The organism is Flavobacterium lacus (assembly GCF_003268815.1).
Classification (GTDB): Bacteria; Bacteroidota; Bacteroidia; order Flavobacteriales; family Flavobacteriaceae; genus Flavobacterium; species Flavobacterium lacus.
This window is the reverse complement of record NZ_QLSV01000004.1, coordinates 241,460-264,924: the sequence shown is the minus strand read 5'-3', so window position 1 is coordinate 264,924 and position 23,465 is coordinate 241,460. Positions and strand designations below refer to the sequence as shown.

Here is a 23,465-nt window from a genome sequence, read left to right as displayed (position 1 = left end):
TCAAATCAATTTTCTACTTTTAGTAGATGAAGAATATGCCATGACAGAAATTGATATAGAACAAGAAAATAAAGCTATTGCTAAGGAATATAAAGAATTGCTCCGCATTAGTTATCAAACACTAACTGCAGAAGACAAAAAAATTATCCGAAAAGCATTTGACGTAGCTGTTGATGCTCATAAAGACCAACGACGTAAATCGGGAGAAGCCTACATCTTCCACCCTATTGCTGTAGCAAAAATTGTAGCTTCCGAAATTGGTTTGGGAGCCACAGCCATTGCCGCTGCCTTGATGCATGATGTCGTAGAGGATTCGCCAATTACCGTTGCCGAAATTGAAAAAATGTTTAATCCAAAAATTGCTCAATTAGTTGATGGATTAACCAAAATATCCAAAGTAAAAACCGATCAGGAAATTTCGATGCAAGCCGAAAATTTCCGTAAAATGCTTCTGACATTAAACGATGATGTACGGGTAATACTCATAAAACTCGCCGATCGTTTGCACAATATGCAGACCATGGAATCGATGGTGGATTATAAACAAGCCAAAATTGCTTCGGAAACATTGTATATATATGCTCCACTGGCACACCGATTGGGTTTATACAACATCAAAACCAAATTAGAAGATTTAGGGTTAAAATATACAGAACCAGATGTTTATGCTGATATTGTTGGCAAAATGAAGGAAAGTAAGGAAGAACAAGAAGACTACATACGCTCTATTTCTGATATTTTAAAAAAATCGTTAGACGAAGAAGGCATTGAATACACGATTAAAGGTCGTCCGAAATCAATCTATTCTATTCGAAGAAAAATGTTGGCTCAAGGAGTTACCTTCGACGAAGTATATGACAAATTTGCCTTGCGCATTGTTTATAATTCCAATCAACACGATGAAAAATTCGTTGCTTGGAAAATTTATTCCATCGTAACCGATCATTACCGTCCGAGTCCGAGCCGACTTCGCGATTGGATTTCTTCGCCAAAATCTACCGGCTACGAAGCCCTTCACATTACCGTCATGGGTCCAAAAGGTCGTTGGGTAGAAATTCAAGTCCGCAGCGAACGAATGGATGAAATTGCTGAAAAAGGTTATGCAGCTCATTACAAATATAAACAAGGAATTTCGGAAGAAAACACCTTGGATACTTGGCTTAATTTATTAAAAGAAGCTCTTGAAAATTCAACTTCCAACGCGGTTGATTTTGTGGAGGATTTTAAGTTGAATTTGTATTCGAAAGAAATTTATGTTTTTACACCTAAAGGAGAAATAAAATCGCTTCCCAAAGGAGCAACTTCACTTGATTTTGCATTTAGTATTCACTCCGAAATTGGTGTGAGAACCCGCGGAACGAGAGTAAACGGAAAATTAGTTCCGCTCAATCACGTACTGAGCAGTGGAGATCAGATTGAAGTAATTACTTCGGCAAATCAAAAACCGAATTCACATTGGTTAGATTATGTCACTACTTCGAGAGCAAAAAATAAAATTAAAAATGTTCTTAACGAAGACACCAAAAAAATTGCAGAAGATGGCAAGGAAATATTAACTCGAAAACTTCGTCATCTAAAAGTTACCTTAAATGAAACTACGGTTAATGAACTCGTTATTTATTTTAAACTCAAAACAAGTTTAGATTTATTTTACCGCGTGGGAGTTGGAACAATCGACAATCAGCAATTAAAAGATTTTGCCGCTCAAAAAAGTAGTACGTTGATGAATTTCTTCAAAAAAATGAAGCGTTCACCGAGCGTTGCACCGGAACAAATCCAAAAATATGAGCTAAGCAAAAACTTTGACATGCTTGTTTTTGGGGCAGAACAAGACAAATTGGATTATAAATTATCAAGCTGTTGTAATCCGATTCCGGGTGATGATGTGTTTGGATTTTTAACCATCAATGATGGTATTAAAGTGCATAAAAAAGATTGTCCGAATGCGATTAGTTTACAGTCCAATTATGCTTATCGAATCATTCAAGCCAAATGGATTGACTCTTCCCAAGAAGATTTTAAAGCGGTTTTAAAAATTACCGGAATGGATACGTTAGGATTGACTAATGAGCTTACTAAGGTGATTTCCAATCAAATGCATGTAAATATTCAAAGTATTTCGTTAAGCGGAGATGCCGGCATTTTTAACGGACAAGTAACGGTTGTTGTTCAGAATAATACTATTTTAAAACGTTTAATCGAGAACATTAAAAAAATTGATGGCATTGATAAAGTTAGCCGTGTAAATAATGCAAAACTAGGTTAATTATTGACATTTTTTGTTGATAATCTCTATTGAAATATAAATCAGACAATCGTCAAAATATAAAAATAGTGTATCTTTGTAACTATGGAAAATGCTATGGAAAATAACAAAAATCAGGATATAGTAAAAAACGTTTTTACCAAGTTTCTGGAAGAGAAAGGACATCGGAAAACCCCCGAACGGTATGCTATTCTTCAGGAAATATATAATAATTTGGAACATTTTGACATCGAATCGTTGTATATCAAAATGAAAAATAAAAACTATCGCGTTAGTCGTGCCACGTTATACAACACCATCGAACTACTTTTAGATTGTGGTTTGGTGAGAAGACATCAATTTGGACAAAACCAAGCTCATTACGAAAAATCGTACTTTGATAAACAACATGATCACATTATTATGACCGATACAGGTGAAGTAATTGAATTTTGTGATCCGAGAATACAACAAATTAAGAAAACGATTGAAGAAATTTTTGGAATCGAAATTCACAATCACTCGCTCTATTTATATGGAAATAAAAAAGTGGCTCCTGCAGAAAGTCCTGTAGTTCCCTCAGAATAATCATAACACACAACTAAATCTGGGAAAAATTTCCCATAAAAACAACCAACTAAAAAATGACTGTAGATTTATTGCTCGGCCTACAATGGGGAGACGAAGGAAAAGGGAAGATTGTAGATGTTTTAACTTCAAAATACGATATCATTGCCCGCTTTCAAGGTGGTCCTAATGCTGGACATACATTAGAATTTGATGGAATTAAACACGTTTTAAGAACCATTCCTTCCGGAATTTTTCATAAAAATGCCATTAATATTATTGGAAACGGAGTAGTAATGGATCCTGTAGTTTTTCAAAAAGAATTAGAAGGTTTGGAAAAATTCAATATGGATGTTAAATCCAAACTATTGATTTCCAGAAAAGCACATTTAATTTTACCAACTCATCGCTTGTTGGATGCTGCTTCGGAGGCTTCCAAAGGAAAAGCAAAGATTGGTTCTACTTTAAAAGGAATTGGTCCTACTTATATGGATAAAACCGGAAGAAACGGAATTCGTATTGGCGATATTGAATTAGCCGATTTCAAAGAACGCTACCGTTCATTGGCAGACAAGCACCAAGCTATGATTGCCTTTTACGATGTTGATTTACAATACGATTTAAAAGAAATGGAAGATGAGTTTTTTGCTTCGATTGAAGTTTTAAAATCATTGACTTTTATTGATAGTGAAGAATATTTGAACCAAGCCATTAAATCCGGAAAATCAATTCTGTGTGAAGGTGCTCAAGGTTCTTTATTAGATATCGATTTTGGAACTTATCCCTTTGTAACGTCATCAAACACAACAGCTGCGGGGGCTTGCACCGGATTAGGAATTGCTCCAAACAAAGTGAAAGATGTTTTTGGAATTTTTAAAGCATATACAACAAGAGTGGGTAGCGGACCTTTCCCAACCGAGTTGTTTGACGAAGACGGTCAGACTATGGCTAAAGTGGGTAACGAATTTGGTTCGGTTACCGGAAGAGCCAGACGTTGTGGTTGGTTAGACTTAGTTGCCTTGAAATATGCCGTTCAAGTAAATGGCGTAACTGCTTTATATATGATGAAAGGCGATGTACTTTCGGGTTTCAAAAAACTAAATGTATGTACTGCTTACAAATACAAAGGAAAAGAAATTAGCCATTTTCCATACAATATTGAACCGGAAAATGTGGAACCAATTTATACAGAAATGAAAGGTTGGCAAGCCGATTTAACAACGATGACTTCGTATGAAGAACTTCCTCAGGAACTAAAAACATATATTGAGTTTATAGAAAAAGAAGTTGAGGTTCCAATCAAAGTGGTTTCGGTAGGACCGGATAGAAAACAAACCATCTTAAAATAAAAAAAAATCCCATCTGCTCAATAGATGGGATTTTTAAATTAATAACTAACCTAAACCAATTTTTTATTTTTTCGAATGATTTTTTAAAAATTCAATCGCTTCTGTTGCTTTTGAATTTTCAGCGTGATTCAATGCAGTAAAACCTCTTTCATCTTTTGCTTTTAAATTTGCTCCTTTCGCCAGAAGTAATTTAATTATTTCAACTTGATTATAACGAGCAGCATACATTAACGGAGTTAAACCATTGGTCGTTTCGTTAATATCTGCACCGTACTCGATGAATTTTCTAACCACATCAACTTCACCTTTGCTGATTGCCACGCAAAGTGGAGTGGCGTAATATTTTGCATAAACATTTACTTCTGTTGAAGTCGTTTTTAACTCAGTAGCTGCATTGGCTAATGTACCAAAACCCAAAAGGGCAATTCCTAAGTAAACAATTGATTTTTTCATGATGTTCGTTTTTTGATTAATGATTGATTAATTTTTTTGATGATTGATATAGTAATAGACGTAGTATCGTTCAAATTGTTACATCGCTATTTTTAAATAACAAATTTTTAACAATTCAACGTGAAAAAGCCACGAATTACATTATTTACATCAATTAATTCGTGTAAATTCATGTCATTCGTGGCTAAACTAAGAAGAAGTTTCTGTGTCGAAACGACAGAAAATTATTCTTATTTGAGGTAATTCAATACGTTTTTTTCAATTCGTTCATGAATATTTGAAATGTCTGCTTTAACAAATTTTTCTCCTAGGATATTTTCATATAATTCGATGTATCTTTCTGAAACCGTTTCAATATAAGACTCTGTCATATCCGGAATTTGTTGACCTTCTTTTCCTTGAAATCCATGTTCAATCAACCAACGGCGAACAAATTCCTTAGAAAGTTGTTTTTGCTCTTCATTGTTATCTTGTCTTTCTTGATAACCGTCAGCGTAAAAATAACGAGAAGAATCAGGTGTGTGAATTTCATCAATCAACACAATTTTCCCGTCTTTTGTTTTACCAAATTCATATTTCGTATCCACTAAAATCAAACCTCTTGAAGCGGCAATTTCAGTCCCACGTTGGTATAAAGCTCTTGTATATTTTTCTAAGGTAATATAATCTTCTTCAGAAACAATTCCTTTTTCTAAAATGGCTTCTCGAGAAATGTCTTCGTCGTGCGAACCATTATCTGCTTTGGTTGTAGGTGTTATGATTGGTGTGGGGAATTTATCATTTTCTTTTAATCCTTCAGGCATTTCGACACCACAAAGTAATCGTCTTCCTGCTATATATTCTCTGACAGCATGACCGGACAAATAACCTCTAATCACCATTTCAACTTTAAAAGGATCGCATAAATGTCCGATAGCAACATTTGGATCAGGAGTTGCAATAAGCCAATTTGGTACAATATCCTGTGTTAATTGCATAAACTTTGTGGCAATTTGATTGAGAATTTGTCCTTTATACGGAATTCCTTTTGGCATGACAACATCAAAGGCAGAAAGTCTGTCCGTGGCAATCATGACAAGGATTTCATCATTAATATTATAAACCTCTCTGACTTTGCCTCGGTAAACCGATTTTTGATTGGGAAAATTGAAATTAGTAGTTGTAATTGTGTTCATTTTTGTGTGTTGTTGTGAAGTACAAAAATAGAAATTATAACTCACTTTTTATCCATGAGAAGCTGTAAAAATTTACATAAAAAAAGGATAGCGAACGCTATCCTTTTTGAATTTATTCTATTCTAATTTTAGAACATAATATTGTACGTAACTCCTAGACCTACCACTTGAATGTCGATGTCATTTTCGGCAAACGTGTGTTGGTAGTAACCATAGAAATTCCATTTTTCATTGTGGTAACCAATTTGTGGACTTAAATATAAACCACCACTGTTGTCATTGGCATTGGTTAAAAATCCGTAGCCGAAATCTGCTCCAAAAAAGATACCTGCTGGCTGAGCATAATATCTTGCGAAACCGGCTAAGGGAATTAAACCAAAATCTTCAGCTCCATCTTTTCCAAAAAAATGATTGTAACCAGAAGCTATACCAATCCCAAAGCTAGGATTTACCAAATACTGCCCTCTGACATCCGCCCCTACAGTAAAGGAGGCTACGTCTGCTGTATCACCGATTGGTAGACCAACATTTAATCCCGCTTTAAACCATGAATTGTCAGGTGTAATTTTCACTTCTTGTGATTGTGAAAAAGCAAAACTTGCTGTAAACAAACTGAATACTAAAAAGATTTTTTTCATTTTTAAAAATTTAATTAAATTAATTAACCATGATAATTCAATTATCATGCCGAAAAGCAAATAAATTCTTATTTTTCTGTATTTAAGTGTTTGAAAAATCTTATCGAACACAAAAAAACCTTTCCAATTTTATTAGGAAAGGCCTTTATTCTATTTTAAGTTGGTAAATCTTTCAGTATTAATCCAAATTCTCGATACTCTTATAAGCATCAATGACTTTTTTAACCAATCGGTGACGTACAATATCTTTGTCGTCTAAGTAAATTATACCTATCCCTTCTACGTCTTTTAAAATTAGAATCGCTTCTTTTAAACCTGAAATAGTTCTACGGGGTAAATCAACTTGTCCTGGATCACCAGTAATGATAAACTTGGCATTTTTTCCCATCCTAGTTAAAAACATTTTCATTTGCGAATGGGTAGTGTTTTGTGCCTCATCCAAAATAACAAAAGCGTTGTCTAACGTTCTTCCACGCATGAAAGCCAAGGGTGCAATTTGAATAATTCCTTTTAAAATATAGTCTTCTAAGGTTTGTGGAGGTAACATGTCTCGTAAAGCATCATATAAAGGTTGCATGTATGGATCTAGTTTTTCCTTCATATCTCCGGGAAGAAATCCTAAATTTTCTCCTGCTTCAACGGCAGGACGTGTTAAAATAATACGTTTGACTTGTTTTTCTTTTAAGGCTTTTACCGCCAAAGCTACTCCCGTATATGTTTTTCCGGTTCCAGCCGGTCCAACGGCAAAGACCATATCATTTTTTTGAACCAAATCAACTAACTTTTGTTGATTAGGTGTCATAGCTTTAATAAGTTTACCGCCAATGCCATGAACTAAAATCTTGTCATGATCAGGCATTCGTTGTTCTTCTTGTGAGTTACTTTGAATCACACGGTCAATAACATTAGCATCAATATTATTGTAACGAGTAAAATGAAGCATCAATCGGTTAAAACGATTTTCAAATTCATCCAGCACTTCCTTCTCGCCGTAAGCCTTCAAGGTGGTTCCTCGGGCTACAATTTTTAGCTTTGGATAATACTTTTTGATGGTTTCAAGATGGGTATCTTGAGCTCCCCAAAACTCTTTTGGGGCAATGTCGTGTAGTTCAATAATTCTTTCGTTCAAAAGCAACAGTTTTAAAATTAAAAAATAGTTTTTAATTAGTAGATTTGCATCACTCAAATTTAAACAAAAAACTTCGTAGGTTCTACGAATAGTTATAAACAAAAAAATGTCAATAATTACGCTTACAACGGACTACGGAATCAAAGACCATTTTGTTGGTGCTTTGAAAGGTAAAATTATATCTGAATTTCCAGATGCAAAAATTATAGACATTTCGCATAACATTGATCCGTTTAATGCTTCCGAAGCGAGCTATATTATTCAGGCAGCTTTTAACAGTTTTCCGAAAGGAACTGTTCATTTAATTGGTGTTGACGCTGAACGCAATGCCGAAAACGAACACATTGCCATGAAATGGAATGACCATTTTTTTGTGTGTGCCGATAACGGAATTCTCAGTATGCTCACCCAACATATAGTACCCGAAAAAATTGTAGCCATTAACATTCATGATCGTTTATCGCAGGATGCAACCGATATGGATGTGTTTAAAACTGTTGCTTGTCATTTGGCAAAAGGAGGTTCATTGAATGTGATTGGTAAAGAAATTGCAGTGTTAAAACAAATTACCGATTTGCAACCCATTGTTTCCAAAGACGGAAATTCTATCCGTGGAAACGTAATTTATATTGATCATTTTGGAAATATTGTCGTTAATATTTCTAAAAAGCAATTTATCGATTTAGGAAGAGGAAGACCTTATGAAATTGACATTAAACCAAGACCGTTAAAAACAATTTTACCCAATTATTCTTCTGTTGCTATTTCGGATAAATTTCCAATTAAAAATTATGAAGGTGAAAAATTAGCTATTTTTAACGAAGCCGGTTATTTGGAAATTGCGATATTTAGAAGCAATGCGGCAACCGTTGGCACGGCAACAAGTTTATTAGGAATTGGTTATCGTGACACTATTACCATTAATTTTAGATAAATAAATAAGTATGTTCGTTAGAATCGTAAAAATGAGTTTTCACGAAGAAAATATTCCGAAATTTTTGGAAAATTTTGAATTAATGAAAGAAAAAATACGAAATGCTCCAGGAAACCGTTTGTTAGAGTTATACCAAGACAAACAAAATCCTGAAATCTTTTTTACGTATAGTTATTGGGAAACCGAAACCGATTTAGAAAACTACCGAAATTCCGAATTATTTTATGATGTTTGGCAGTTTACAAAAAAATTATTCAATGATAAACCGGAAGCGTGGAGTGTGAATAAGTTAGTTTCTTTAGTTTAAGCTAGTTCAAATTGGTTTAATATTGTTCTTTTAAACTCTTAAACCTTTAAACTTTTAAACTTTTAAACCAAAAAAAATAAATGAAAGCAATTCTTCTACGAGAAATAAAATCATTCTTCGGTTCACCTATCGGTTACCTGGTGGTGGCGATTTTTTTAATCCTTAACGGACTTTTCCTTTGGGTTTTTGAAGGTGATTTCAATATTTTAAACAGCGGTTTCGCCGATTTAAATCCGTTTTTCACCTTAGCTCCTTGGATTTTAATTTTCCTAATTCCAGCAGTAACCATGCGGAGTTTTTCAGATGAAAAGAAACAAGGAACCATTGAATTATTACTTACAAAACCATTAACCAGTTGGCAAATTGTAAACGGAAAATTTATTGGAGCATTTGTTTTGATAATAATTGCGTTAATTCCAACCTTAGTCTATGTTTTTGTAATTTCCAATTATGGCTCTCCTGCCGGAAGTTTCGATTTAGGAAGCACAATTGGTTCGTATTTTGGATTACTATTTTTGGTTGCATCTTATACTTCTATTGGATTGTTTACTTCTACCCTATCCGAAAATCAAATTGTTGCATTTATTGTTGCTGTCTTCTTGTGTTTTCTATTTTATTTTGGATTTGAAGGAATTTCAACATTAACTGCCTCTTTTTCAAATTTTGTCGCTTCATTGGGAATGGATTTTCATTACAAAAGCATTAGTCGTGGCGTAATCGATACTCGCGATGTTCTCTATTTTATGAGTGTGACGGTTATGTTTTTGGCCGCAACAGTTTATCAACTTAAATCCCTGAAAAACTAATGAACGCTCAAACTAAAAAAAATATACTTCCGTTTTTACTGCTTTTTGCTGTAATTGTTGTCATAAATATAGTTGGGAATTTCTATTTCAAACGATTTGATTTAACCCAAGATAAACGCTATACCTTATCAGAAAGCACTATCAAACTAATCGAAAACATTGAAGAACCTGTTTTTATTGATGTTTTTTTAGAAGGTAATTTTCCTCCTGAATTCAAACGTCTTCAAAACGAAACCAGACAAATTTTAGAAGAATTTCGCAGTCATAATTCCAATCTGATTTTTCAGTTTACCAATCCGTTAGAAGATGAAAGCCAGGCTCAACAGTACGTAGAAGAGTTGATGAAGTTAGGTTTCATGCCTACTAACATCAACAGCAACAAAAAAGGTAAAAAAGAATTGATTCAAATATTTCCTTGGGCAATTGCCAATCAGAATGAAAAATCGGTTAGAGTTCCGCTTTTGGTTAATAATTTTGGGAATTCTCCTTCGGAAAACATCAATAGTTCTGTACAATTATTAGAATTTGCATTTGCTGATGCGATTACCAAAATCACCACCGAAAAAAAGAAACGAATCGCCGTTTTAAAAGGAAATGGACAATTGGCCGACAAATACCAAGCCGATTATTTATTGAATTTAAAAGAATATTATCAATTAGGTGAATTTAATCTGGATTCACTCCAAGATAATCCACAAAAAATTCTGGAAAACCTGAATCGTTTTGATGCCGCTTTAATTGTTAAACCAACCGAAGCCTTTTCTGATAACGAAAAATACATCCTAGATCAATTTGTGATGAACGGTGGAAAAACAATGTGGCTGATTGATAAAGTGGTGGCTGACATTGATTCTCTTCAAAATGAAAATAATGCTACGTTGGCCTATCCAAGAGAATTGAATTTAGACGATTTGTTTTTTAAATACGGATTCAGAATCAATTATCAATTAGTCCAAGATTTGCTTTCAACCCCCATCACCGCTCAGTCAGCTCAAGGTGATGTTCCAATAGACTGGTTGTATTCACCAATTATTAAATCAGATAACAATCATACGATTAATAAAAACATCAATTTAATAAAGCTTGAATTTGTCAATACACTTGACACATTGAAAAATGATATTAAAAAGACCGTTTTGCTTAAAAGTTCTCCTCAATCTAAAGCAGTTGGTGCTCCTCTTGAAGTGAATTTATATGAATTTATGGAAGAATTAGATGAGCAATCGTATAATAAAGGAAACCAAAATTTAGGTGTTCTTTTAGAAGGAAAATTTACATCCGGATTTAAAAACAGAGTTAAACCTTTTTCAGTAATAACCAATTTAGACGAAGGCAAGGAAAACAAAATGATTGTAATTGCCGATGGTGATATTGTAAACTATAACTACGTTAACAAAAAACCATTAAATGGAGGTATCGATCAATGGACGCAGCAAATCTATGGCAATAAAGAATTTTTATTGAATGCCATGAACTATCTACTGGATGATAGCGGACTTATTAACATTAGAAACAAAGAAGTAAAATTAGCCTTTTTAGACAAAGAAAAAGTTGAAAAAAATTACACCTACATTCAACTGTTAACTGTTGGATTGCCAATACTATTCTTGTTTCTTTTTGCAATTTTATTCGCCTATTTACGAAAAAGAAAATATGCTCGATAGATGTTGATAAAATACTTTTTTTCTTTCAATACTTAACTTTATATTTGTGGGATATAAAAAATAAAAACCGAAATGAAATTTATAGTATCGAGTTCGTATTTATTAAAGCAACTACAAGTTTTAGGTAGTGTGATTAACAGCAGCAATACGCTACCAATTTTAGATAATTTCTTATTCGAATTAGACAATAATCAATTGATTGTTTCTGCTTCTGATTTAGAAACAACCATGTCTGCCACACTTGAAATAGACAGCAAAAGCGAAGGAAGTGTAGCAGTACCGGCGAAATTATTATTAGAAATTCTAAAAACATTCCCGGAACAGCCTTTAACATTTACTGTTGAAGAAAATAATACCATCGAAATTAGTTCAAATTCAGGAAAATATGCCTTGGCTTATGCTTCGGGTGATGAATTTCCAAAGGCAGTTGTATTAGATGACCCTTCTTCCACCTTAGTGCCTGCAGAAGTGTTAGCAACGGCCATCAGCAAAACCATTTTTGCTGCCGGAAACGATGATTTACGTCCGGTAATGTCTGGTGTTTTCTTCCAATTTTCTCCGGAAGGATTAATTTTTGTAGCAACCGATGCTCATAAATTAGTAAAATATTCTCGCACAGATGTAAAAGCATCTGAAGTGGCCGATTTTATTATGCCTAAGAAACCTTTAAATATCTTAAAAGGTATTTTAGGAACTTCCGATAGTGAAGTAAAAATTGAATACAACGACAGTAATGCAGTATTTTCATTTGACAATTACATGTTAGTTTGTCGTTTAATTGATGGGAAATATCCAAACTACGAAGCAGTAATTCCGAAAGAAAACCCAAATAAATTGCATATCGACAGAACACAATTTTTGAGTTCTGTGCGTCGTGTGGCGATTTTCTCGAACAAAACAACACACCAAATTCGTTTAAAAATTGCCGGAACCGAATTAAATATTTCTGCAGAAGATATCGACTACTCTAACAAAGCAGAAGAAAGATTAACGTGTGATTACCAAGGTGATGATTTACAAATCGGATTCAATTCTCGTTTTTTAACAGAGATGTTGACCAACCTTCAATCGGATGAAATTCAATTGGAAATGTCGTTGCCAAACCGTGCCGGAATTCTGACTCCAGTTGACGGTTTAGACGAAGGTGAAGTAATCACGATGTTGGTTATGCCGGTTATGTTGAATAACTAATCATAAAAAAACAACAACTCAAACCGTAATTTTTTAATTGCGGTTTTTTTGTGCCTTATCCCGCCATTCTCTCCAAGATTTTTTGTTGGCTTGGCATTTTCAAAATGCTTTCCGCCTCTGTCGGGGGCAAAATGAGTGCAATCATAGCATTACAATTCAAAATTTTATTGTCAATGTCACTACCAACTAAAATAAAAAAACCCGTATTTCAATAAAAATACGGGTTAAATTTATTTATCATCGCTCATTAAGGAGCAATATATTCATATGAAGATTGCAACCCTAACGGAATGCCTAAAGCCCAATAAATCAAAAGGAATATCGTCCATAAAACCATAAAAGCTATTGAATACGGAATCATCATCGAAACCAACGTTCCAATTCCCGTGCTCTTGACATATTTTTGACAATACACAACCACCAACGGGAAATAAGGCATTAACGGCGTTACAATATTAGAAACTGAATCCCCTACTCTATACGAAGCTTGTGTTAAATCCGGAGAAATACCTAACTGCATCAACATCGGTACCATAATAGGAGCCAAAAGAGCCCATTTTGCCGAAGCAGAACCAATAAACAAATTGACAAAAGCGGTTAGCAAAATAATTCCAACGATTGTAATTTCCGGTGCAAGAGCCAATGCTTTTAAACCAGAAGCTCCTTTAATCGCTAACAAAGCTCCTAAATTAGATTTGGTAAACGCATCGATAAAAAGAGCACAGAAAAAAGCCATCACTATATAATAACTCATTCCGCTCATCGATTTGGTCATGCTGTCAATAATGTCTTTAGATTTTTTGAAAGTCCCAGACATTAATCCATAAACCACACCGGGAATTAAAAAAATAATAAAGATTAATGGCACAATCGAACGCATTAATGGGGCTGATAAGGCTGCTAAATCTCCGGATTCTGCTCGTAATGCCGAATCGGCAGGAGCTGCCCATAAAAATAAAGCTAACAAACAAATGACCATAACTAAACATGCTGCCCAAAAAGCTTTTTTCTCTTTGGGTAACAATCTATCCATTGTTGGTTGCTCGTCTGCATTTACTTCTACAGCAACCGATTTTAATCGAGGTTCAACAATTTTGTCTGTAATGTACCAGCCAATCGCCACTATTAATAAGGTAGAAGCGGATGTAAAAAACCAGTTATTCAATGGATTTAATTCAATCGCAGGATTAATAATTTGTGCAGCCGATTGCGTAAACCCTTGTAACAACGGATCGATTCCGGAAGGAACAAAGTTAGCACTAAACCCACCGGAAACGCCGGCAAAAGCAGCAGCAATTCCCGATAGCGGGTGCCGCCCAGCCGCATAGAAAATCACTCCTCCAAGTGGAATTACCAACACATAACCTGCATCTGTAGCCGTATGCGACACAATAGCTACCAAAATAAGCATCGGTGTTAATAGTGCTTTTGGAGTAACGCTTAGCATTGATTTTAGTCCGGCATTAATGAAACCGGCATGTTCTGCCACTCCCACTCCAAGCATCGCTACTAATACGATTCCTAACGGTGCAAACCCGGTAAAGGTGGTAACCATGTTAGATAAAAAGGCGGCTAAAGATGTACCACTTAATAAATTAATTACTTGAATTGGAGCTTGTGAACGTGGATCTATTACATCAAAAGCGACATTGGATAATAAGGCTGAGATAATCCAAATTCCAATCATAAGGCTAAAAAACAAAATAGCCGGATCGGGCAGTTTGTTTCCTTTTTTTTCAATAAAATCGAGGGCTTTGTTTATAAAACCCTTTTTTACAGGTTGGTTTTCTTCCATAAGGTTAGTTTGTTTATGGCACTAATGTAATAATTTTTTTGTTATCTGTTGTTGGTTATGGGTATTCTATTTTATGACCGCCGATATTGAAAAAGAACTACTAAGGTTTTGCCACAAAGAAAGGAAGGCACGAAGTTTAGGGTTGCGGGCTTGGAACCAAAAATAATCAAGTAGAATTTAATGCACTATCTATTTTGAAATCCTTCCTCCGTTAGGATGAAAAGATTGTAGAAAACTGTATCTGAGAACTATGAATGCAACTGAAAACTACCAACCGATAACTGAATTTGCGTTAGGGATTGCAGTGGAAACCCCGCAACAAATAGGCCTAATTTTTTACGGGTTTTGTGGGCGACCAACGGAAGCCCAACAAAACCCGATAAAAAATAGGACTAGTTGTGAGGAGTTGCAACGGGAAGCCCGCCCGAACGCCCTAATCTAAACGACTTTCATGAATAGCCAATAAAGGCACTTTAACATGATACGAAAGCTTCTGTGTTAAACTTTGTTTGAATAATTCTTCAAAAAAGCCACGTTTATAGTTGAGCATGGCTAACATATCAACATTATAAGAATCAATAAAATTAAGAATTGTTTGTTTCACATTTTCATCTTCAAAAATGTGAAAGACAACTTTTTCGTTTTTAAAAAGAAATTTCCAGTCCTCAATTATTACAGGGTTTACGTCGTCTTTTTTTGTTTTTATGTAAAGACAATGCACCTTCGCGTCAAAAAGTTTGGCTAATTTGAGTACTTTCTTTAGAGCCTTTAGATCTTTTTCACGAAATCTAGTTGTAAATACAATATTTTGAATACCTGAAAACTCAGATTCTTCAGGAACACCAATGACATAAGTATCCAATTCAGTAATTACCGTACCGGTATTAGAACCCAAGAAAGTTTCTTTAAGTCCAGAAGCACCTTTGGTTCCCATTACTACATAGTCAATATTTTCCTCTTTAGTTACTTTTTTGATTGTCCAAATCAAGTCGCCATGTTTTAAGATGTTACTTATTTTAACGTGACCTAAATTGTGTTTTTCGGCTATATCGCGAAGTACTGGAATTTGATCTTTAAAATTTTCAAAATTTTCTAACTCGATGCTGTCGTAAACATCTTTTAGTGTGGTTGGCAACCCACCCATGTGTAATTGAGGAAGTTCATAAGCGTGGAGGGTAATCAACTCACCTTTGATAGCATCCGCCAATTTCAAGGCATAGACAAAAGCATTGTTTGATGCTTCTGAAAAATCGGTTGGGAATAGTATTCGTTTCATGATAGTTCGTTTTAATCAGTTGTTTATAGTTCGCTTTTAGTGGTTTTTTTTATGTTTTCATTAGTCAACACTTATCTAAAGTAAAGTTAATCATTATCAATCAAATTTGAACTGATAATTGTCAGTTATAACATTTTATTAAGATGAATGGCTCGTAATTCTATTAATAATTTAAATCATTCTTCCTTGTCAATTCTTCTATTATTACTATTTTTGATAAAATTTACTTTTATGCTTAAAGTTGGCGTTTTAGGTGCCGGTCACCTTGGAAAAATACACTTGCGATTACTCAATCAATCCTCAAAATACGAATTAGTTGGCTTTTATGATGAAAATCATGAAAATGGAGCAAAAATAGCCGCCGAATTTGGTTATAAACAATTTGATACGATTGCCAAATTGATTCATGCTGTTGATGTAATTGACATTGTAACTCCTACTCTTTCTCATTATAAATGTGCCAAAGTTTCGATCAAATCAGGTAAACATGTTTTTATTGAAAAACCGATTTCAACTACCGTTGAAGAGGCGGAAGAAATTATCGCTTTAGCAAAAGAATATCATGTTAAAGGTCAGGTTGGTCACGTTGAACGATTTAACCCTGCTTTCATTGCGGTGAAAAATCAGATTGATAATCCGATGTTTATTGAAACGCATCGTTTGGCCGAATTTAATCCGAGAGGAACGGATGTTCCAGTTGTTTTGGATTTAATGATTCATGATATTGATGCGATTTTGAGTGTGGTTAAATCGAAAGTAAAAGCCGTTCACGCGAGTGGCGTCTCTGTTTTGAGTCAGTCACCAGACATTGCCAATGCTCGAATTGAGTTTGAAAACGGTTGTGTGGCAAACATCACTTCGAGCCGTATCTCGATGAAAAACATGCGTAAATCTCGCTTTTTTCAAAAGGATGCGTACATCTCTGTCGATTATTTGGATAAAGTGTGCGAAGTCGTTAAAATGAAAGATGCACCAGAAGTTCCCGGTGATTTTGATATGATTTTGCAAAATGCAGAGGGAATTAAAAAACAAATCTATTTTGACAATCCGGAAGTTTCGTTAAACAACGCCATTTTGGATGAATTGGAAACTTTTGCGGACGCTATCAACAATAACACAACTCCAGTGGTGACGTTGGAAGATGGAACAGAGGCGTTAAGAGTGGCGTATATGATTATTGATTCGATGGAAAAAAAATAAAACCATAATAAACTTTTAAATTATGAACCATTAAGAAATTAAGTTACATTAAGACTTAATGAAACTTAATTTCTTAATGGTTCAAAACAAACTAAAATAGAATGAAAACAATCGCAGTAATCGGAGCAGGAACTATGGGTAACGGAATTGCCCACACCTTTGCTCAAAGCGGATTTACCGTAAAATTAATTGATGTTTCCGAAAAATCGTTGGAAAAAGGAATGGCAACGATTGCCTCCAACTTGGATAGAATGGTGACAAAAGGAACCATTTCGGAAGAGGATAAACACAAAACCATTTCAAATATTATTACTTACACTGACATCAAAGATGGTGTTATTGGAACGGATTTAGTGGTAGAAGCTGCTACCGAAAATGTGGGTCTAAAAATGAACATCTTTAAACAATTGAGTGAAATCTGTGATCATAATGTGATTTTGGCCACGAATACTTCATCCATTTCTATTACGCAAATTGCGGCACAGGTGGTTCACCCTGAGCGAGTAATTGGAATGCATTTTATGAATCCGGTGCCGATTATGAAATTAGTTGAAATCATTCGTGGTTACAACACTTCGGATGAAGTAACTAAAATCATTATGGATTTATCGGTAAAATTAGGCAAAACGCCAACGGAAGTAAACGACTATCCGGGATTTGTAGCCAACCGCATTTTGATGCCAATGATTAACGAATCAATCGAAACATTGTACAACGGCGTTGCTGGTGTTCAAGAAATAGATACCGTAATGAAATTAGGAATGGCTCACCCAATGGGACCGTTACAACTCGCCGATTTTATTGGTTTGGATGTTTGTCTTTCTATTCTAAACGTAATGTATGACGGATTCAAAAACCCAAAATATGCTCCTTGCCCACTTTTAGTGAATATGGTTATGGCTGGAAAATTAGGTGTAAAATCCGGAGAAGGTTTTTATGATTATTCGGAGAGTAAAAAGGCGGAGAACGTTTCGAAGCAGTTTAAGTAAAGTATTCAGTGTTCAGTAATCAGTTGGCAGTTACTGAACACTTATAACTTGCATTGAATCTTGAATAAACAACTTCACTAAATAAAAACTTTTCATTTATTCAATTTTAAGATTTTAACTTAAATCATCTTGGAAGATTCAAAAAAGGACAATGATATTTTTATTACACAAAAACCTGCATCGAACAAGATAAGCAAGTACATTTCTTATTACTATTTTCACAAATCTGAAGATCAAAATTATCAAAAAAACTTTATTTTCTACCCTAATTATAAGCATGCATTAACGGTTTATAAAGATTCAGAAGTTCTTATATCAAATGATGAGTCTAGCATAAAACCGTCAAAAAATAGTGGTCTTCAACCACTCTATTCCATTAATAAAGAAAAAAGTATAAAAGTAAGTATATGCGGTGCTTTTGATAAAATTGGCGTTGTTTTTAATCCTTTAGGTATAAATCATTTCATAGAAAAGCCTCTACATGAAATAATTACATTTTATTTTGGAAATTTTACACATTTTGGAGATGAATTCAACCTTATTTTAAGTCAAGTTTATTCTGAAAAAGAAGTAGAAAAAAAAGTCATACTCTTAGATCACTTTTTTGAAAAAAAACTCAAGTCTTTTGACGAACCAATTCTTAAGAAAGCTCTTGGCGAAATTATAATTTCCAATGGCGGTATTAAAGTGGCCGAATTATCAGAAAAACTAAAAGTTAATAGAAAAACTCTTCTCCGTTTATTTAACAAACATACCTTTATGTCGGTTGAGGAATATAGAAAAATGGTGATGTTCCGACAAGCTTTTAATTATTTTCATCAAAATAAAGACAAAACAAATCTAACTGACGTTGCTTTATTTAGTATGTATTATGATCAAGCACATTTTATAAAACACTTTAAATCAATTACTAAAGAAACGCCGAACACCTTACTTTCTAAAGTTTCACATCTCGGTCTCGAAGACACTTACTGGTATTTTGAAAATTAATTTTTGCATTGTCTCAATTTTACAATTTTAAGATTTTATTGCATTGTAGTATTGCATTGTAATAAATCTAAAAACATGGTAAAATTAAGTTTAAAATTAATGATTGTGCAAACAATTATTTTGGGATTTACATATGCCAGTATAATGGCTCTGTTTGGATTTATTTGGGGAGAAAAGTTCAATATTTGGCAATTTATATTTAATGCTACTTTTTTTGGACTATTTATGGGGATTCTTTTTCCGGTGATGACAAAAATTGCAACCGATAGAGTGCTAAAAAAAACAATTATTGAGCTAAATAACGATGAACAATTGATTTTTGAAGGGGCTTCGACGTTAAAAAGCAAATCGCTTTCAGCGGGAGGAAAACTTATCCTTACTACAAAAAGACTAGCGTTTAAACCTCACAAACTAAATTCCAAAAAGACTTTCGTTGAAATTCCTCTAAAAGAAATCACCAAAGTGAAGCAACATAATACTTTAGGATTTATTTACAATAGTTTAATTATTCAAAAAGCAGACGAAGAATTAAAATTTTATGTTTCTGAAAATGAACGAGATGTTTGGACCACTAAAATTAATGATTCCATTAAACACTAAATCACTTAATAATCACATTTTTTTTAACCTTTAAATTATTTACATATGAAAAAGTCAATTTTTACATTATTGCTCGTATTAATCACATTGAATGTGAAAGCACAAGAAGAATCAAAACAAAAAGAATTAGGTTTTAATGTAACAGGAAAACTAGGTTTTGCGAAACAAAATCAATCCGGAATGGTACTATTGAATGGAAGTATAAATGCCGGAGATGTACTTTTCTTTTACAGACTTCCTTCTGGAACAACGTTTAGCACTGGAATTGGACTGATGGATTTTAATGCCAATGGCGTTTCTGCTGGTGAAAGTTATGCTTTAAAACAATCTTACTTAAGAATTCCTATCAACCTAAATTATTCTTTATATATTCTTGAAGACCAGCTAGACAGTAAACTTTCGGCTTATGGAGGAATTGGAGTTTATGCAAATGCACTTTTAAAAGAAGAAGTTCAAACAATTGATGAAACTTTTAAAAATAGAAATCAAGGTTGGAATGCTGGTTTAGGTTTTAATGTTGGATTGCGATTTGGTGTAGCAAAAAATTTAAACTTTGGAATAGGTTTTGAATCGCAATCTGATTTTACTAAAATGAAAAAAAATGGTGTTGAAAGAAAACTAGAAGAAATTAATACCATTAATTTTTCTTTCGAATTCAAATTCTAATTAAAGATTAAAGAAAACAAAGCTTAGACAAAGCATAAAATTGAAAATAACCGTAGCGTTGCATTTGTAAATTTGTAACTTTACGGTTATTTTTTTATTTTAATGTCAAAAATAGTTCCTTTTAAAGCTGTTCGACCAACACCGGATAAAGTTGGCTTAGTAACCTGCAGAAATTATGATGATTACAGTTCAGCGGAGCTGGCGGCTTGGTTAAGTTTTAATCCTTACTCGTTTTTGCATGTGATTCATCCGGCCTATGTTCATTCGCAAAAAATTACGTTGGATAAACGTTTTAAAGGAGTAGCTCATAAATACCAAGATTTTAAAAATGATGGTGTTTTTGTGGAGGAAACAAAACCCGTTTTTTTTGTGTATGAAATTCAGACAAAAACCAATTCGTTCACCGGAATTGTAGCCGGAACTTCCATTGACGATTACAAAAACAATGTCATCAAAAAACACGAAGACACGTTGCAATATCGAGTGGAATTGTTCAAGGATTATTTACATCAAACGGGGTTTAATACGGAGCCAGTTTTGATAACTTATCCAGATAATATTTCCATAAATCAATGGATTTCTGAAAAGAAAAAAAGTATTCCGATTTACAATTATACTACCACAAACAAAGAGAAACATCAATTGTGGAAAATTGATAATGATGCAGAAATTCAGTGGTTGCAACAGCAGTTTGACCAAATTCCGGAACTATATATTGCTGATGGTCATCATCGTTCAGCTTCGGCAGAGTTGTTATATGATGAATTTAAAACGGCCGGAAATGAAAATTTAAACTATTTTATGAGTTTTCTAATTGCAGAAAGTGAAGTGAAAATTTACGAATTCAATCGGATTATTCGTGATTTAAATGGACATGATGTGAATGCGTTTTTAGCTCAATTAGGTGAGCATTTTATCATCAAAAACAAAGAACAAGAATTATGGAAACCACAAAGTAAGTTTGAATTTGGGATGTATTTAGATGGAAATTTTTATGCTTTATTTTATAAATTGGAAAACAAAAATCCAACGATTTTAGAAAATTTAGATGCTCAAATTTTATACGATAATGTACTTCAACCATTACTTGGAATTGAAGATTTGCGTAACGATGAACGCATTGAATACATTCCTGGAAAGCAATCTATTTTAACCATCAAAGAATTGATAGACGAAGGCGAATTTGAAGTGGGTTTTATGCTTTTTCCTTCGGATATTTCAGAAATTAAAGCCTTGGCAGACAACAATTTGATTATGCCACCAAAAAGTACGTACATCGAACCGAAGTTCAGAAGTGGGTTGATGGTATATGAATTATAATTTAGATAAACGTTCAGGAACACAGATTTAAGAAATTTTAAAAATTTTAAAAATTTCTTAAATCTGTGTTCAAATAAAAAATTAAAGAATGTCAATAACAGAAAACCTTACTGAAATTAAATCCTCTCTTCCGCCTCACGTGATATTAGTTGCCGTTTCAAAAACCAAACCGGTTGCTGATTTAATGGAAGCATACATCGCTGGTCAACGTATTTTTGGCGAAAATAAAATCCAAGAAATGACGGATAAATGGGAACAAATGCCCAAAGACATTCAATGGCATATGATTGGCCATGTTCAGTCGAATAAGGTGAAATACATGATTCAGTATGTGAGTTTGATTCACGGTGTGGATAGTTTGAAGTTGTTGAAAGAAATCAACCGATTAGCAGCTAAATGGAAAAGAACGGTAGATTGCTTGTTGCAAATTCACATTGCCGAAGAAGACACCAAATTTGGTTTGGATGAACAGGAATTAAGTGAAATTTTGCGTTCGGAAGAATTTAAAAGCTTTGAAAATATTCGCATTGTCGGTTTGATGGGAATGGCTACTTTTACCGAAAATCAAGAGCAAATTAAACGTGAATTTTTACATTTGAAATCTATTTTTAATCAACATCAACAACTGACAACTGACAACTGCCAACTGACCACTTTATCCATGGGCATGAGCGGCGACTATCAACTCGCCATCGAATGCGGAAGTACCATGATTCGGATTGGAAGTAGTATCTTTGGAAGCAGATGATAGACTAATTACTAAGCACTAATTACTAAGCACTTTTTGTACGCAATACTCGACATAGAAACCACCGGAGGTCAATTTAACGAAGAAGGAATAACCGAAATCGCCATCTATAAATTTGATGGTCATACGGTTGTTGATCAGTTTATCAGTTTGGTCAATCCGGAAATTCCGATTCAGCCGTTTGTGGTGAAATTAACTGGTATTAATAATGCCATGCTTCGTTCGGCACCAAAGTTTTATGAGGTAGCCAAACGCATTATAGAAATTACCGAAGGGTGCATTGTGGTAGCACATAACGCTTCTTTTGATTATAGAATTTTACAAACCGAGTTCAGGCGATTGGGTTTCAAATTCCAAAAACAAACACTTTGTACTGTTGAATTGTCCAAAAAACTATTGCCAGGACATGCTTCCTACAGTTTAGGAAAATTGGTTCGAGCACTCGGAATTCCTATGGCTGACAGACATCGTGCAACGGGTGATGCAATGGCTACGGTAAAGTTATTCAAAATGCTTTTAGCCCAAGATGTAGAAAAAGAAATTATGAAAAGCTTGGTGAAAACCGAGATCAAGTCCGGTATGTCACCAAAATTATTGGATATAGTGGAAAGTTTGCCATCCAAAACCGGCATTTATTATATCCACAATGAAAAAGGTGACCTAATTTATATTGGCAAAAGTAAAAATATCAAAAAACGTGTCAATCAACATTTTACTGGAACGAGTCGCAAATGCAAAAAAATTCAAACGGAAGTTTATACCGTTACTTATGAAGAAACCGGTAGCGAATTAATTGCTCTTTTAAAGGAAAGCGAAGAGATAAAAATCAATAAACCAATATACAATCGAGCTCAACGAAAAACCATTTTCCAATGGGCTTTGTATACTGTTAAAGATGAAAACGGTTATTTAAAACTTTCCCTGCAAAAAACGGATTTGAGAAAAAAGGAAATCACCTCATTTACTTCTATTCAAGAAGGAAAAAGTGCCTTATTCAAGATTACAGAAAAATACAATTTGTGTCAGAAATTAAATGGTTTATACGAAACAAAAAATGCCTGCTTTCAATATAAAATAAAAGAATGTGACGGGGCTTGTCTGGGAGAAATAACAACTGATGAATATAATTCACGCGTTGAAGAGTTTATTGAAGCCAGTCAATTTCAAAATGACAATATGGTGGTTATCGATAAAGGAAGAAGCCTTGAAGAACGTTCTGCTATTCTGATTGAAAACGGAATCTACAAAGGTTATTGTTTTTATGATTTGAATTATCAAATAACAAATATTGAGGTACTTCGAAACATCATCATTCCGATGCAAAACAACCGCGATACAAAAAATATCATTCAAGGATACTTAAGAAAAAATAAAGTGATGAAGATTGTTACGTTATAATTTATTTATCTTTGAATAATAAGTT

At 34.0% G+C, this 23,465-nt stretch carries 22 protein-coding genes; 16 read left to right on the top strand and 6 right to left on the bottom strand.

Annotated features, from left to right (window positions below):
• Positions 1-40 precede the first annotated feature (40 nt).
• The 3 genes from B0I10_RS05780 (at position 41) to B0I10_RS05770 (ending at position 4,161) form a co-directional block, all read left to right on the top strand.
• Entirely contained in the window at positions 41-2,266 is a 2,226-nt protein-coding gene (locus tag B0I10_RS05780; protein WP_112085542.1) for a RelA/SpoT family protein, read from the top strand.
• Between the two features lie 96 nt (positions 2,267-2,362).
• Positions 2,363-2,833 carry a Fur family transcriptional regulator gene (locus tag B0I10_RS05775; protein WP_112085583.1) on the top strand — a complete coding sequence of 157 codons (471 nt, stop codon included), beginning with the start codon at positions 2,363-2,365 and terminating at the stop codon, positions 2,831-2,833.
• A gap of 56 nt (positions 2,834-2,889) precedes the next feature.
• Positions 2,890-4,161 (top strand): adenylosuccinate synthase, encoded by a 1,272-nt coding sequence (locus B0I10_RS05770; RefSeq protein WP_112085541.1) that lies wholly within the window; start codon positions 2,890-2,892, stop codon positions 4,159-4,161.
• A gap of 63 nt (positions 4,162-4,224) precedes the next feature.
• Here the strand turns inward: B0I10_RS05770 and B0I10_RS05765 are convergent, their stop codons facing one another.
• The 4 genes from B0I10_RS05765 to B0I10_RS05750 form a co-directional block, all read right to left on the bottom strand.
• Entirely contained in the window at positions 4,225-4,614 is a 390-nt protein-coding gene (locus B0I10_RS05765; RefSeq protein ID WP_112085540.1) for an ankyrin repeat domain-containing protein, read from the bottom strand.
• A 230-nt stretch (positions 4,615-4,844) separates the two neighbouring features.
• Entirely contained in the window at positions 4,845-5,789 is a 945-nt protein-coding gene (locus B0I10_RS05760) for a phosphoribosylaminoimidazolesuccinocarboxamide synthase (RefSeq protein ID WP_112085539.1), read from the bottom strand.
• 128 nt (positions 5,790-5,917) lie between these two features.
• Positions 5,918-6,427 carry a hypothetical protein gene (locus B0I10_RS05755; protein ID WP_112085582.1) on the bottom strand — a complete coding sequence of 170 codons (510 nt, stop codon included), beginning with the start codon at positions 6,425-6,427 and terminating at the stop codon, positions 5,918-5,920.
• Between the two features lie 178 nt (positions 6,428-6,605).
• A complete protein-coding gene (locus tag B0I10_RS05750; RefSeq protein ID WP_112085581.1) occupies positions 6,606-7,556 on the bottom strand; it encodes a PhoH family protein in 951 nt (316 codons plus the stop codon).
• Between the two features lie 106 nt (positions 7,557-7,662).
• Here B0I10_RS05750 and B0I10_RS05745 point away from each other — a divergent pair, with 106 nt between their 5' ends.
• The 5 genes from B0I10_RS05745 to dnaN all read left to right on the top strand — a co-directional run bounded on the left by B0I10_RS05745 (position 7,663) and on the right by dnaN (position 12,458).
• The gene (locus B0I10_RS05745; RefSeq protein ID WP_112085538.1) at positions 7,663-8,490 is read left to right on the top strand and encodes an SAM hydrolase/SAM-dependent halogenase family protein; all 828 of its coding nucleotides are present in this window, start codon (positions 7,663-7,665) and stop codon (positions 8,488-8,490) included.
• A 10-nt stretch (positions 8,491-8,500) separates the two neighbouring features.
• Positions 8,501-8,797 carry a putative quinol monooxygenase gene (locus tag B0I10_RS05740; protein WP_112085537.1) on the top strand — a complete coding sequence of 99 codons (297 nt, stop codon included), beginning with the start codon at positions 8,501-8,503 and terminating at the stop codon, positions 8,795-8,797.
• Positions 8,798-8,877: 80 nt separating this feature from the next.
• Positions 8,878-9,603: a gliding motility-associated ABC transporter permease subunit GldF gene (gene gldF / locus B0I10_RS05735; protein WP_112085536.1), complete on the top strand. Its 726-nt coding sequence runs from the start codon at positions 8,878-8,880 to the stop codon at positions 9,601-9,603.
• Positions 9,603-11,267, top strand: a complete 1,665-nt coding sequence (gene gldG / locus B0I10_RS05730; protein ID WP_112085535.1) for a gliding motility-associated ABC transporter substrate-binding protein GldG — start codon at positions 9,603-9,605, stop codon at positions 11,265-11,267. The genes gldF and gldG overlap by 1 nt, the downstream gene beginning before the upstream one ends.
• 72 nt (positions 11,268-11,339) lie before the next feature.
• A complete protein-coding gene (dnaN, locus tag B0I10_RS05725) occupies positions 11,340-12,458 on the top strand; it encodes a DNA polymerase III subunit beta (protein WP_112085534.1) in 1,119 nt (372 codons plus the stop codon).
• Positions 12,459-12,705: 247 nt separating this feature from the next.
• On the opposite strand, the gene B0I10_RS05720 is transcribed toward dnaN, so the two are convergent.
• Together B0I10_RS05720 and B0I10_RS05710 are read right to left on the bottom strand one after the other, a co-directional pair.
• A complete protein-coding gene (locus B0I10_RS05720; protein ID WP_112085533.1) occupies positions 12,706-14,253 on the bottom strand; it encodes an AbgT family transporter in 1,548 nt (515 codons plus the stop codon).
• Between the two features lie 433 nt (positions 14,254-14,686).
• On the bottom strand, positions 14,687-15,529 hold the full coding sequence (locus B0I10_RS05710) for a universal stress protein (RefSeq protein ID WP_112085531.1): 843 nt from the start codon (positions 15,527-15,529) through the stop codon (positions 14,687-14,689).
• 231 nt (positions 15,530-15,760) lie between these two features.
• On the opposite strand from B0I10_RS05710, the gene B0I10_RS05705 reads away from it, so the two are divergent.
• The 8 genes from B0I10_RS05705 (at position 15,761) to B0I10_RS05670 (ending at position 23,440) form a co-directional block, all read left to right on the top strand.
• The gene (locus tag B0I10_RS05705; protein ID WP_112085530.1) at positions 15,761-16,729 is read left to right on the top strand and encodes a Gfo/Idh/MocA family protein; all 969 of its coding nucleotides are present in this window, start codon (positions 15,761-15,763) and stop codon (positions 16,727-16,729) included.
• A gap of 101 nt (positions 16,730-16,830) precedes the next feature.
• Positions 16,831-17,718 (top strand): 3-hydroxyacyl-CoA dehydrogenase family protein, encoded by an 888-nt coding sequence (locus B0I10_RS05700; protein ID WP_112085529.1) that lies wholly within the window; start codon positions 16,831-16,833, stop codon positions 17,716-17,718.
• A gap of 129 nt (positions 17,719-17,847) precedes the next feature.
• Entirely contained in the window at positions 17,848-18,708 is an 861-nt protein-coding gene (locus B0I10_RS05695; RefSeq protein WP_181456901.1) for a helix-turn-helix domain-containing protein, read from the top strand.
• Between the two features lie 75 nt (positions 18,709-18,783).
• Positions 18,784-19,308: a GRAM domain-containing protein gene (locus B0I10_RS05690; RefSeq protein WP_112085527.1), complete on the top strand. Its 525-nt coding sequence runs from the start codon at positions 18,784-18,786 to the stop codon at positions 19,306-19,308.
• Positions 19,309-19,353: 45 nt separating this feature from the next.
• Positions 19,354-19,974 (top strand): outer membrane beta-barrel protein, encoded by a 621-nt coding sequence (locus B0I10_RS05685; RefSeq protein WP_112085526.1) that lies wholly within the window; start codon positions 19,354-19,356, stop codon positions 19,972-19,974.
• 102 nt (positions 19,975-20,076) lie between these two features.
• Positions 20,077-21,294: a DUF1015 domain-containing protein gene (locus B0I10_RS05680; RefSeq protein WP_112085525.1), complete on the top strand. Its 1,218-nt coding sequence runs from the start codon at positions 20,077-20,079 to the stop codon at positions 21,292-21,294.
• An 88-nt stretch (positions 21,295-21,382) separates the two neighbouring features.
• Complete coding sequence (locus tag B0I10_RS05675) at positions 21,383-22,042, top strand: YggS family pyridoxal phosphate-dependent enzyme (protein WP_112085524.1); 660 nt, start codon at positions 21,383-21,385, stop codon at positions 22,040-22,042.
• Between the two features lie 36 nt (positions 22,043-22,078).
• A complete protein-coding gene (locus B0I10_RS05670; protein WP_112085523.1) occupies positions 22,079-23,440 on the top strand; it encodes an exonuclease domain-containing protein in 1,362 nt (453 codons plus the stop codon).
• The last annotated feature ends 25 nt before the right edge of the window (positions 23,441-23,465 follow it).